This window comes from Streptomyces sp. NPDC057136, from assembly GCF_042670885.1.
Lineage (GTDB): Bacteria > Actinomycetota > Actinomycetes > Streptomycetales > Streptomycetaceae > Streptomyces.
Genome location: NZ_JBHUUV010000049.1, coordinates 17448 through 28851 on the forward strand (window position 1 = coordinate 17448; position 11404 = coordinate 28851).

Consider the following 11404-nt stretch of genomic DNA (forward strand, 5'->3'; position numbering starts at 1 on the left):
CCCCCTTTAAGCCGTGACTTAAGAGGTAGGCCGCAGGTGGCCGACCCGCCCAGGATGTGAAGCCGCAACCGGCTCATCCCATCCTGGAGATCGCATGAAGACTCATCTCGCCGCCGCCCTCGGTTCCGTCGTGCTGACCGCGGGCACCTTGCTGGGCGCTCCCGCCGCCGGCGCGCAGACCGCCGCCTACCCGACCACCGCTGTCGACGTTACATACGGGGCCAGCTACGTCCGCGGCACCCTGACTTGGTACAACCGGTCGGTCGGTTTCGATGGAACACTCCGGGCCGTCGGCTGCCGCAGGGCGTGGTTCGGCGCGTACGGTGCCTCTGGCAACGAGCTCGGCGCCAGGAGCACCAGCACTAAGTGCGACGTGACGTATCCGATCAATATCGGAATCCCTGCGGATGTGCCCGGTGGGGCCGCGTATGTCATCGTCTGTGTTGACGATGCGAACGCGAACCCACTCAAGTGCGTGCAGTACAACCGGCCCTGACCCATCCGGCCGGTCGGAAAGTGACGTTGCCACACCAGCCCCGGGGCGGAACAACACGCGACGCCCCGGAAGCTCATCTCGCCGCCCCACGAGGCAGCGATTTCTGCCATCGACGGCCAGGCCCCCAAAGCACAGCACGGAGTTCCGCTTCGCCAGGTCGCACACTCGAGGCGAGCCGGACGCAGCAACCTGCCAGGTGACCGACCGCTACCGGTCCGGTCATGAGCCGATGCGCCAGCCGCTGCCGCATACGGCAGCGCAGAACTGACGTGGGCACAGAAGCAAAGCCGCTGACCATCAATGTCCCCTGGCATGCCGTGTGACGGCCTGCCAGGGCTCGGGTGTACCCCGAGCCTCTCGGAGGGCAAGCTGCGAGTGCACTGGGCTCACCAGCACCGCGGACGCCGGTCGGATACGTGGACCGGTATCAGGCCACTCCTGGCCATGCGGGCTCGACACGGGTATCACCTGAGGTCGACTGGGTACGCGCTTCCGTCCAACTTCCAGACGTCGGTGCCTTCGCCGATGTCGGCCACGACGACGACGTCGATGAAGTGGTCCTGGAAATCGTCGTGAGTCGGCTCGCCGGCCATCCAGAGTTCTTGATTCCGCTCCAGTCACTCCGCCGCCCTGCGCGTACCGCGTACCCCCGACCTGCCGCAGGGATCACCACATGTCACCCGCGACAACACTCCGAAGAGATCAGTAGGGACGGTTTGGCCCGGGCCTGGTACAGCTACGACGATGCCGCCGCCATGAGCCTCCGTGGTGGGCCGGGCGCGCCCCTGGCTCCCGTTTGCCACGGACCTCCGCCACCATCCTTTGACATCGAAGTAAGAGGGTGTCTCACGTGGCGAGTTGATGATGCGGCATGGTGCTGCCTTGTGAGGGCTGATCTGTCGCACCGGCTGGTACCGGACGAACTGTGGGAGCTGGCAGCTCCGTTGTTGCCGAGGTTCACGTCCCGTCCGCAGGGAGGAGGTACTGGTCCGGTGGACGAGCGGGCGGTGTTCGCGGCTGTGGTGTATGTGCTGACCAGCGGGTGCGCGTGGCGGTATCTGCCGGAGTCGTTCGGTGTCTCGCCGGCCACCGCGCACCGCCGGTTCACTGTGTTGGACCCGCATCGGTGGCTGGAGCTCAGGCGGTTTTGCGGTCTGTACGAGACCGGCACGACGTAGCCTGACCGAACACTCCTAGGTCTTTACAGATCAGACCACAGGTGCCCTTCGGAGTCGTGCCAGCCCCGGAAGAACCAGCTGGCCAGATCGCTGATTCGTTCAGTGCAGTCCTCGTAGTAAGCAGGGGGGGTCGGCCTTGGGAAGTTCGGATGCGAGGTCCACATCGGAACCCACGACGCGACCTCATAGAACCCATCGACCAACCACCGATCGAGCATCTCGTTGCCTTGGGAGTGCTCGCACGCAGCCCGCATCGCCCGCTCAAGACGGGTGAAGGCAGCCCGGTCCCACTCCAGATCCCCACGCAACCGCAGGAGGAAGCTCCCCTCCTCTGCGTCGAACTCCCGCCTCAGAACCCCGATGACCTCGTCCATGAACGAGATCATGACAGTCCCTGAAGGGATCCTCTGCACGGCCCGCGACCGGTAGTCAGTCCATCCCGCCGACATGGCTCGTCCGCGTTGCCCCCGGCCCGCGTGGTTCGCCACCGGCATCTCCCGGTGCGGGGAGGGGTCTGCCTGCTCCCGGCCTTAGCTCTGGTGCGAGACGGCGCCCGCCGGAGGGGGACCCGGTTGCACAGGCCCGCCCCGCATGGAGGAGGATGCGGAGCGGGAGGGGATTTGAATGCGTTCAAAAATGCAGGATCCGGGGCAGACCCAGGCGCGCGTGAGGGAAAGATTCGGCGTGGTGCTGACGGCTTCCATGTCGGTGCTGTTCGTCGAGGCTGTGATCGGGGCGATCGCGCTCTACGTGTGGGGGGAGACCAAGGAGAGCCCGGGCCTTCCCTACAACTCGCTGGGGGTCTTCATCCTGATCGTGGTGGCGCCGTTCGTGGCGGCGGCCGGAGCTATCCTCGGCGCCCTGCTGTCGGTCGGTGTGGTGATGCCGCTCCTGGTCGTGGCCGGATGGCTCGGCCGCAGGCTCTCGGGACGCGAGGTGTGGTGGTGGGTCCCGGCGCTGGCGGCCGCCGGAACGGCCCTGCCGTCCCTGGCAGCGGCGGTGCTCGCAGAGGCCGGTCTCTTGGCGGGCCTCGGCGGGTGGCTCGCGGTGACGGCGGCGCTCGTCGCTACGGCGCTGGTCGCCCGCAGGCTGCTGTTGGCGGACCGCCTGTGGCTCTCCGGTGGTGCGATGTTCGGGCGGGTGGCGTTGTACGGGACGCTCGCTGTCGTCGCCGCCGGCACTCTCGCCGGCATCGGTCTGTACGCCGGGATCGGGTACGAGCCACCGCGGCTGAGCGCGGAACGGGTCGCCGGGACGTGGCCTGACGGAAAGGGCGGCACGCTCATCCTCACGGCAGACGGCAAGGCCACGGCGACCAGCGTCGACACGTTCGACTTCGACGACTCCTTCGAACCCGTGGTGCACAAGTGCACTGGCACCGGAACCTGGGAGTACGACCCGGGTGCCGGACCGTGGTCCCAGGAGGTGGACGTATCCGTCGACAACTGCTCCATGGACACCTGGGAGGTGTTCGGGACCCCCGAGCATCCGAAGCTGTTCGTCTACATCGGCGACCCCGACTCCTGGGACCTCTACATCCTGCAACGCCGCGGCTAGGCTGCGGGCCTCGACACCGCCCCCGCTGCAGCGCCGACCTGCTGCTCGCCGCTGCTCCTGGCCGTGAACGGTCCAAGGCACGTCTGTTGCTCGTGCTGCTGCCCGGCCGCAGCACGGGGCCGCTCGCCGGTACAGCGCAGCATTTGCACGAACCAGGCGGCTGCTCGTGCAGCGAGCCGGCTCGGACGGGCAGCAGCCGGGTCAGAGCGGTGCACGCATATCTGTACTTGGCGGAGCACTCAAAGGGCTCTGGCAAGATCTTCGTAGCCGGAGATCATCTCGGCAACAGGGTCGGCCGGTCCGCGGGGCGGGCAGGATCTGGTTGTGCCCTGTTGAACTAGATTCCCTGTTACCGCACTTGACGAGCGTGCTGGTCGTCTCGGTCGATTCCTCTGGCCCTGTGCTGATCATCCGGGCCAGGACGCGGGCCTGTGCTCCCGCAGGCTGCGCAGGGTGTGGGACACCGAGTGAGTGGGTCCACAGCCGCTACGAGCGGCATCTCGCGGATGCCGCTGTGGGCGGTCGTCCTGTCCGGATCGATCTGATCGTGCGCCGTCTGTACTGCGAGAACCCGGCCTGCCCGAAGACGACCTTTTCCGAGCAGGTACCGGGGCTGACCGTCCGCTATCAGCGGCGCACGCCGCTGCTGCAGCAGGTGGTCGAGGCGGTCGGCGTCCTGCTGGCGGGCCGCGGCGGGGCCCGGATGCTGCGCGTCATCGACGTCGCGCTCTCGCGGTGCACCGTGCTCTCCCAGCTGATGCGGGTGCCGCTGCCGCCGCTGGTCACACCCCGCGTCCTGGGGGTGGACGACTTCGCGCTCTACGGCGACACCTACGGCACCCTCCTGGTCGACGCCACCACCCGCCTCCCGCTCACACTGTGGGAGGGCCGGGACGCCGAACAGCTCGGCCGATGGTTGCGCGGATATCCTGGCGTCGAGGTCGCCTGCCGCGACGGCTCCCTCGTCTACCGGCAGGGCATCACCTCCGGCGCCCCGGACGCACTGCAGGTCAGCGACCGCTTCCACCTCTGGCAGGGGCTGTCCCGGCAGATCCAGAAGATCGCTTCCGCCCACCACAGCTGTCTGCCCGCAGCCCTCCCCGAACCCGAACCACCACCCGCCGAAGCGTCAACAGCACCTGACCCCGCAGAAACTCTCGCAGGCCGGCACGCCCGCCGGCTGTTCGAAGCCGTGCACACCCTCACCGAAACGGGCCGCTCCTACAGCAGCATGTCCCGCGAACTGGGCCTGGACCGCCGCACGGTACGCAAATACGCCCGCGCCCGCACCTGGCAGGACGTCATGCGACGCTCTCCCCGACGCACCACCACCCTGGACCCCTACCTCAACTACCTGCAACAACGCTGGGACGAGGGCGAGCACAGCGCGAAGATCCTCCATCAGGAACTTCTGGCCAAGAGCTACTTGGGGCACTACCAGCGCGTGAAGACGGCCGTCGCGCCCCTGCGCCGTGGCCTGCCCCTGGACGCACCGCGCGAACGGCCGCCGTCCCCGCGCGAGGCCACTCGCTGGATCATCACCGCCCCCGACCGGCGCGCACCACACGCCGCTCAGCGCCTGCACCGGCTCCTCGACCGCTGCCCCGAACTCCAGCGCGCCCACCACCTGGTCCGCCAGTTCGCCGTCATGCTCGACACCCGCAACGCCAACCCGCTGCCGGAGTGGCTCGACCAGCTCACCAACAGCGGCCTGCCGCCCCTCGTCGGCATGGCGAAAGCCCTGCGGGAAGACCAGAGCGCGGTCATCCAGGGGATCACCACCCGCTACAACTCAGGCGTCAACGAAGGCCGCATCACCGACGTCAAACTCCAGAAAAGCCTCATGGCCGGACGCGCCGGCAAACCGCTCCTCCGCCACCGCGTCGTACTGATTGCCCACCTCCGCCGCCGTGACGCGGACCGGCCGACCCCCACCCCGGGATGATCTCCGGCTACGAAAATCTTGCCAGAGCCACGACCACTTGTACGCCGACAGCCGGTCTGGCCAGGTAGGCGCTCACCGGAGTTTGCCTCCAGAGCAGCCCAGCTGAACCGGGACACGATAGGTGGAACCTGGCCAGGCATGTGGAACTACTGGCTAGTGCCGGCCCGCGTTGATCCTACGGGGGGGCGCTGGGCGGACGAAGGCGTGTATTTCAACCGCCGAGGGTCACTTGCTGTCCAGCCGCCCCAGCGCGTGGGCGTCGGCGAGGACGGATCGGGCCATCTGCCAGTCGGTGTTGTCGATGCCGGTGATGTGGCGTAGGTAGGCGAGGGTGACCTGCTGGACGAGGGCGACGCGGCCGGGGTCCTCGTCGGTGGTCTCTGCTGCCCGGTAGCCGGAGATGCCGCCGAGGAAGTGCTCGCCGCCGTAGACGGTGAGCAGGCTCTTGTTGCCGCGGCTGAGGGTGTAGGGGTCGCTTGTCCAGGCGGGTCCTCGGGTGGTGAGCGGGAGATCGTCCTTGTCGCCGGCGACCACCAGTCCGGGGGCGGCGATGTGGGAGAAGTCCTGGTCGCGGAGCCAGGGAAGGTTCTCGTGGGCGAAAGGGGTCAGTTCGTCGCCGCCCTCGCCGGCCGTGGCCAGCTGGATGCTGGCCATGACCCGGGAGTCGGACAGGTCGTCGGCGGTGCCGGTCTGGGGGTCGGTGACGCGCAGACCTACCAGGATGCCGGCGGTCTGGCCTCCGAAGGAGTGGCCCGCTGCGACGATGCTGCTGTGGTCGACCCGGCCGGACAGGCCGGGCACGGATGCCTCCAGCGGCTTGAGCTCATCCAGGATGCGCTTCATGTCCTGCACGCGGTAGCGCCATAGGTGGGGCCTGCGGGAGTCGTCCGCGGCGATGGCGACCCGCTTGGAGTCGAGATGCGTGGCTTGGATCACCACGAAGCCATGAGAGGCCCAGTGGTCGACCAGCGGTGCGTAGCCGTCCAGGTCGGACCCGAATCCGTGTGCGAAGAGCACGATCGGCAGGCGTGTGCCAGTGAGCGGTGCGGAAACGCGTACGTGCAGGTCCTGGCCGCGCTGGGGTGCGGGCAGCACGATCGGCTTGACCGTTACGGTCGGGGTGGGAGCGGGGCCGGTGAGGCCGGTCGTCTGGTGGGTGGTCACGTGCGTGCTTCTTTCCGGTGTAGTGCGAGTGGCGGGTCAGGTGATCTTGAGGTTCAGGATGCGTCCGGCGTTGATCCGTGACGTATCGGGCGAAAACCCCGGGGTCATGTCAGCTACGCTAAAACTTGACGTCGACGTCAAAGGCAAGTCGTTATGGCGTAGTTCACATGGAGCTCAGAATGCGCATTGGGGAACTCGCCCGCCGCACAGGCGTCAGCACCCGGGCCCTGCGGTACTACGAGGAGCAGAACCTGCTCACCGCCGAGCGCAGCAACACCGGCCAGCGCCACTACCCGGAAACCGCGGTCGCCCGGATCCTCCTGGTCCGGGAGCTGTTCACCGCCGGCCTGTCGAGCAAGACCATCGCCGAGCTCACGCCATGCGTCATCGACGGCAAGGCCACACCCGAACTCCTCGACCGCCTGGCTGTGGAGCGCGGTCACATCGACCAGCACATCGCCGATCTCACGCACACCCGAGACCGGCTCGACTCGGTCATCGCCAGCGCCTCCGCATCCATGGACACCGGGACCCCCTGCCAGCCCAGCCCGGCATCGACCGCTCCGGCGCAGGTCAGCGGCGCTACCCTCCGTGGTATCAAGCTCGGGAAGGTGGGGGATGACGTCGTCCAGTCCGTTTGCGGTGCTCTGGAACAGTGACCAGCGCGCACTGTTACGAGAACTGGCGAGCTCGCGAACGGCGCCGCTGCGGCGGGTGCAGCGAGCGCATGTCGCCCTGGCCTGCGCACGTGGCACCGCGAATGCCGTCATCGCCCGCACGCTCCGGCTGCACCTGGACACCGTGCGCCGCTGGCGTAAGCGGTTTACCGCCGAAGGACTCGCAGCTCTGGAGGACCGTCCTCGGCCGGGGCGCCCGCGCCGCTACGGTCCCGAAGTGCATCTGGCCATTGTGGCCACGGTGACCTCGGCACGCCCCGCCGTCGACAGCCAGTGGACCCATCGCGCCATCGCTGATCACCTGGCCAGCACCGGCATCTCGGCCTCCCAGGTCGGACGCATCCTCGCCGGCCTGGACCTCAAACCGCACCTGGTACGCGGATGGCTCACCCGCCCCGAGGACCCCGACTTCTACGCGAAAGCCGCCGAGGTCTGCGCTCTCTACCTCCATCGCCCACCGGGCTCGGTAGTCCTCAGCGTGGACGAGAAGAGCGCGATGCAGGCCCGCTCACGCAGGCATCCAACCCGCCGCGCGCACCCCGGCCAGCTCGAACGCCGCGAGTTCGAGTCCTGGGGTCGAGGACATCACGCGCAACGACTCGGTCACCTTCATCGCCTTCCTGTGATTGCTAGAGCACGCTGTCCCAGCAGATTCGACGATCCACCTGATTTTGGACAACGGCTCCTCGCACACCTCGAAGGCGACCCGGTCCTGGTTGGCCAAGCACCCGCGCTTCGTCGTCCACCACACCCCCAAGCGCCTCCTGGCTGAACCAGGTGGAGATATTCTTCTCGATCCTGGCCCGCCGGCTCCTACGCCGAGGCGAGTTCGACTCCCGCCAGGACCTCGTCGAGCAGATCCGCGAATTCACCCTCGCCTACGACGACCAGGCGCGACCATTCCGCTGGTCCTACGACAGCACCCCGCTCAAGGCAGCCTGACCCCCGCAGGATCAGCGCGGCGAAGCACTAGCGGTGGTTTGTTAGACCGGGGAGTAGAGATCAAGTGGGTGTCCTGCGCCGACGGCGTCGATCAGTGCTTGGAGTTCGGGTGGCGGGGGTGCGTTGGTCCAGGCTCGCCAGCAGCGTTGGAGGGTGGTCCAGGGGTCGAGCCAGGCCCGGACGGCGCGGATCGCCTTGGGCCAGCTGGCTGGATGGGGCTGGTGGGTTTCGCTTGGGCCCCCTCTCAGCCGGTCCCGCTGTCGGCGTGGCAGTCACCGGGACCGCTGGGACGACGACGGGCTCACGGTCTGGGGGTCGGGCGAACCAGGTGTCCCAGCAGAACGAGAACGCGCAGGTTCGTCCTTGACCTGCTTGTAGCTCTGTTCGATCCAGTGTCGGATGCCATAGATCCGTACGACTTCGTGCAGGTCGGCGGCGGGTTCGGGGCTGTCGGCCTCGCGGGGGCTGCCGGGGCGGGGCAGGTCGGTGGCCAGGTACCAGGTGGCCTGCGCGGGCAGTGTGTCCGGGTCCGCTGTGGCCACGACCAGGCGGACGTTTCCGTCGGGTCCCCACCAGCCGAGGTGGGCCTCGGCGGCCCACCAGGTCTCGGTGTGCCCGTCGCGGAAGGTCCGCTCGACGGCGGCCCAGTCGCCTGGGTGCTCGGTATCCGTCCAGGTCAGGGCACGGGCGGCGTCGGCGGGGGTGTAGGCGTCCTTGCCGTAGGCCCAGGTGCAGTGGCTCGGCTTGAGGGCCATGACGAACGGCAGTCCCGCCGCGGCGAGTTGTCTGCGGAAGCCGTCCTGGTCGCCGTAGGCGCAGTCGGCGGCCACGGCTCGGAAGGTCGCTCCGGTGGCCTTGGCTGTGCGGGCCAGTTCGGCGGCGATCTGCAGCTTCGTGCGGAAACCGGGGTCGCTCCTGCCCTTGGGGAAGTGATGGGCGGGGGTGTAGGGCACGGCGTGCAGCGGGTAGTAGAGGTTCTCGTCGGCCCAGCAGGTCGTCACGGTGACGATGCCGTTGTCGGTCTTGCCCAGCCGGCCCAGCCACTGCCGGCCGATGTGCGCGGTCGCTTTTCCGTCCTTGCGGTCCCCTGAGTCGTCGATCACCAGCACCCCGCCAGGGTGCGGCGTGGTCGCGGGATCGGCCAGCAGCAGTGCCACCCTGCGGGCGTTGACCTGCTCGTGGTCCCACGTCGACTCGGACAGGAAGAACTGCAGCCGCTGCACCGAAGCATGTTGGGCACCTACGATGGGTTCAGTGCCGGCCAGGCAGGTCAGCGTCTTGTTGCGGTCTCGCGGCAGCAGCAGCCCCGCGAGGTACTCGCGGAACCCGCGGCGCTGTGCCAGCGTGGAGAACAGGTCATCGAAGCGTGCGGCGTAGGCTTCCAGTGGGCCCGGAGCGGGCGGACACGGCACACGGCGGGTCATCACAGCTCCTCGGCGGCGAGGCGACGTTCCTCTGCTACCGGCCTACTACGGTCCTGACCCGCCGTCAACAAACCACCGCTAGAGACGTGTCGCAGTGCGGACAAGGTCGGCGACGGCTCTGGACCGGCTGTGCGGGGGCCAGGCGATGACGGTGGTGACTTTCGGCGCGTCCAGCACGGGCACGGCCGCGAGGTCACCGTGCAGTTGGGCTCGGCACGACTCCGGTGAGACCGCGCAAGCACGGCCGAGCGCGACGAGCTGCAACAACTGCGCGTGGTCGCGGACCTGCGGGCCGGGGCCGGGCGGGTAGGTGCCGTCGGGGTCGGGCCAGCGTGGCAAGGGCAGGCCCGGCAGCCCGGTGATGTCGGCCATGCGCACATGGGCCCGGGCGGTGAGCGGATGTCCGGACGGCAGGACCACGACCTGGCCCTCCGTGCCGAGCTCTTCTGCGTCGAACCCGGCCGTCGAGTCGAACGGCCGGTGCAGCAGCGCCACGTCGGCCCGGCCCTCGCGCAGGAGTCGTTGCTGCTCGGCCGGGCCGCACAGGATGACCTCGACGGGGACCGCGCCGGGTTCGGCGGCGTATGCGTCGAGCAGTTTCGCCAGCAGTTCGCGGGACGCGCTGGCTTTCGTCACCAGGACCAGGCCGGGATGGCCGGTCGCGGAAAGGGCGGCGCGGCGGGTCCGGCGCTCGGCGGCGTCGACCGCGTCGAGGGCCGCCCGGCCCTCGACCAACAGCACTGAGCCGGCCTCGGTCAGCGTGACCGTGCGGCTGGTCCGATCCAGCAGCGCTGCCCCGAGCCGGCGTTCGAGCTGCTGGATGGCCCGTGACAAGGGTGGCTGCGCGATCCCGAGTCGCTGCGCTGCGCGCCCGAAGTGCAGCTCTTCGGCGACGGCGACGAAATACTGCAGTTCCCGGGTCTCCATACAGCCACGCTACCCCGGATCAATACCCTGCCGGTATCGTTGACCATCGGATCGGTCTTGGACCCCCGGCGGGGTCCAAGGGCAGCATGGTCCCTATGAGCGAACGAACGATTGCGCTGGTCACCGGTGCGAACAAGGGAATTGGCTACGAGATCGCCGTGGGCCTGGGCGCCCTCGGTTGGAGCGTTGGCGTCGGCGCCCGAGACGATCGGCGCCGTGAGGCAGCGGTGGAGCAACTGCGCGCGGTCGGCGTCGACGCGTTCGGCATACCACTGGACGTGACCCACGACGCGAGCGTGACCGCCGCCGCGCGGCTGATCGAGGAACAGGCGGGGCGCCTCGACGTGCTCGTCAACAACGCCGGCATCACCGGCAGGATGCCGCAGGAGCCCACCCGGGTCGATCCCGCCACCATCCGGACAGTCGTGGAGACCAACGTGATCGGCGTTATCCGCGTCACCAACGCGATGATGCCCTTGCTGCGCCGCTCCGCCTCGCCGCGGATCGTGAACATGTCCAGCAGTGTCGGCTCCCTCACCCGGCAGTCAGGAACCGCTGCTGAGCTGACGACGGGTCCGGTGGCCGTGGCGTACGCGCCGTCGAAGACGTTCCTGAACGCTGTCACCCTGCAGTACGCCCGGGAGTTGAGCGGCACGAACATCCTGATCAACATGGGCTGCCCCGGCTACGTCGCGACCGACCTCAACGGCTTCCGCGGCGTGCGCACCCCCGAACAGGGCGCGGCGATCGCCATCAAACTCGCGACCCTGCCCGACGACGGCCCGACCGGCAAGTTCTTCGAAGACGCCGGCGTAGTGCCCTGGTGAAGTGCCCGGCGGCTATCAGCCGCCGGACGAGGCGGCTTCGCCCGCCCGTCTCGAACTGTCGTCTTGGACGATGCCCATGGTCGGTCATGACATGTGCCGTTCCTCAGCGGTGCTCGTCGTCGAACGGCTGACGACCGGTGTGGCCGCGCCGGCTCACCCCCATGCGACGGGTCACTTCATCAAGGCCCTGCCCGTCATCGAGCCGTTCATCAACTGAACCTGCGAATAGTGCCGCGGTGTGCGGGACTGCCCAGTCCCGCACACCGC

Annotated in this window: 13 protein-coding genes and 1 pseudogene; 9 read left to right on the forward strand and 5 right to left on the reverse strand. The window is 68.5% G+C overall.

Features of this window, described 5'->3' with window-relative positions:
* The first annotated feature begins 94 nt into the window (after positions 1-94).
* Positions 95-496 carry a hypothetical protein gene (locus ACFT7S_RS34840; protein ID WP_382739221.1) on the forward strand — a complete coding sequence of 134 codons (402 nt, stop codon included), beginning with the start codon at positions 95-97 and terminating at the stop codon, positions 494-496.
* Positions 497-960: 464 nt separating this feature from the next.
* Here the strand turns inward: ACFT7S_RS34840 and ACFT7S_RS34845 are convergent, their stop codons facing one another.
* Positions 961-1089 (reverse strand): hypothetical protein, encoded by a 129-nt coding sequence (locus tag ACFT7S_RS34845; RefSeq protein WP_382739223.1) that lies wholly within the window; start codon positions 1087-1089, stop codon positions 961-963.
* 162 nt (positions 1090-1251) lie between these two features.
* Here ACFT7S_RS34845 and ACFT7S_RS34850 point away from each other — a divergent pair, with 162 nt between their 5' ends.
* Positions 1252-1674: a transposase gene (locus ACFT7S_RS34850; protein WP_382739226.1), complete on the forward strand. Its 423-nt coding sequence runs from the start codon at positions 1252-1254 to the stop codon at positions 1672-1674.
* A gap of 23 nt (positions 1675-1697) precedes the next feature.
* Here ACFT7S_RS34850 and ACFT7S_RS34855 read toward each other — a convergent pair whose 3' ends face one another.
* Complete coding sequence (locus tag ACFT7S_RS34855; RefSeq protein ID WP_382739229.1) at positions 1698-2048, reverse strand: hypothetical protein; 351 nt, start codon at positions 2046-2048, stop codon at positions 1698-1700.
* A gap of 292 nt (positions 2049-2340) precedes the next feature.
* Here ACFT7S_RS34855 and ACFT7S_RS34860 point away from each other — a divergent pair, with 292 nt between their 5' ends.
* Both ACFT7S_RS34860 and ACFT7S_RS34865 read left to right on the forward strand, forming a co-directional pair.
* Entirely contained in the window at positions 2341-3231 is an 891-nt protein-coding gene (locus ACFT7S_RS34860) for a hypothetical protein (protein WP_382739232.1), read from the forward strand.
* Between the two features lie 367 nt (positions 3232-3598).
* Positions 3599-5176 (forward strand): ISL3 family transposase, encoded by a 1578-nt coding sequence (locus tag ACFT7S_RS34865; protein WP_382739270.1) that lies wholly within the window; start codon positions 3599-3601, stop codon positions 5174-5176.
* A gap of 225 nt (positions 5177-5401) precedes the next feature.
* Here ACFT7S_RS34865 and ACFT7S_RS34870 read toward each other — a convergent pair whose 3' ends face one another.
* Positions 5402-6340: an alpha/beta hydrolase family protein gene (locus ACFT7S_RS34870; protein WP_382739235.1), complete on the reverse strand. Its 939-nt coding sequence runs from the start codon at positions 6338-6340 to the stop codon at positions 5402-5404.
* 179 nt (positions 6341-6519) lie between these two features.
* Between ACFT7S_RS34870 and ACFT7S_RS34875 the strand changes: the two are divergent.
* The 3 genes and pseudogenes from ACFT7S_RS34875 to ACFT7S_RS34885 all read left to right on the forward strand — a co-directional run.
* Positions 6520-6879: pseudogene (locus ACFT7S_RS34875) on the forward strand (MerR family transcriptional regulator); the annotation flags it as partial.
* Between the two features lie 79 nt (positions 6880-6958).
* Entirely contained in the window at positions 6959-7789 is an 831-nt protein-coding gene (locus ACFT7S_RS34880) for an IS630 family transposase (protein WP_382739238.1), read from the forward strand.
* A 5-nt stretch (positions 7790-7794) separates the two neighbouring features.
* The gene (locus ACFT7S_RS34885) at positions 7795-7959 is read left to right on the forward strand and encodes a hypothetical protein (protein WP_382739241.1); all 165 of its coding nucleotides are present in this window, start codon (positions 7795-7797) and stop codon (positions 7957-7959) included.
* A 272-nt stretch (positions 7960-8231) separates the two neighbouring features.
* On the opposite strand, the gene ACFT7S_RS34890 is transcribed toward ACFT7S_RS34885, so the two are convergent.
* Together ACFT7S_RS34890 and ACFT7S_RS34895 are read right to left on the reverse strand one after the other, a co-directional pair.
* Positions 8232-9383, reverse strand: coding sequence for a transposase (locus ACFT7S_RS34890; RefSeq protein ID WP_382739244.1), 1152 nt, complete (start codon positions 9381-9383; stop codon positions 8232-8234).
* Positions 9384-9461: 78 nt separating this feature from the next.
* Positions 9462-10310 (reverse strand): LysR family transcriptional regulator, encoded by an 849-nt coding sequence (locus ACFT7S_RS34895; RefSeq protein WP_382739247.1) that lies wholly within the window; start codon positions 10308-10310, stop codon positions 9462-9464.
* A gap of 95 nt (positions 10311-10405) precedes the next feature.
* Between ACFT7S_RS34895 and ACFT7S_RS34900 the strand changes: the two genes are divergently transcribed.
* The gene (locus tag ACFT7S_RS34900) at positions 10406-11137 is read left to right on the forward strand and encodes an SDR family oxidoreductase (protein WP_382739250.1); all 732 of its coding nucleotides are present in this window, start codon (positions 10406-10408) and stop codon (positions 11135-11137) included.
* 1 nt (position 11138) lies between these two features.
* Positions 11139-11354: a hypothetical protein gene (locus tag ACFT7S_RS34905; RefSeq protein ID WP_382739253.1), complete on the forward strand. Its 216-nt coding sequence runs from the start codon at positions 11139-11141 to the stop codon at positions 11352-11354.
* Positions 11355-11404 lie beyond the last annotated feature (50 nt).

Bases quoted from the DNA above. Each gene is read 5' to 3' on its own strand.
- ACFT7S_RS34880 (WP_382739238.1), top strand. From the start codon at position 6,959: ATGACGTCGTCCAGTCCGTTTGCGGTGCTCTGGAACAGTGACCAGCGC.
- ACFT7S_RS34840 (WP_382739221.1), top strand. From the start codon at position 95: ATGAAGACTCATCTCGCCGCCGCCCTCGGTTCCGTCGTGCTGACCGCG.
- ACFT7S_RS34900 (WP_382739250.1), top strand. From the start codon at position 10,406: ATGAGCGAACGAACGATTGCGCTGGTCACCGGTGCGAACAAGGGAATT.
- ACFT7S_RS34895 (WP_382739247.1), bottom strand. From the start codon at position 10,310: ATGGAGACCCGGGAACTGCAGTATTTCGTCGCCGTCGCCGAAGAGCTG.
- ACFT7S_RS34855 (WP_382739229.1), bottom strand. From the start codon at position 2,048: ATGGACGAGGTCATCGGGGTTCTGAGGCGGGAGTTCGACGCAGAGGAG.
- ACFT7S_RS34850 (WP_382739226.1), top strand. From the start codon at position 1,252: ATGAGCCTCCGTGGTGGGCCGGGCGCGCCCCTGGCTCCCGTTTGCCAC.
- ACFT7S_RS34845 (WP_382739223.1), bottom strand. From the start codon at position 1,089: ATGGCCGGCGAGCCGACTCACGACGATTTCCAGGACCACTTCATCGAC.
- ACFT7S_RS34890 (WP_382739244.1), bottom strand. From the start codon at position 9,383: ATGACCCGCCGTGTGCCGTGTCCGCCCGCTCCGGGCCCACTGGAAGCC.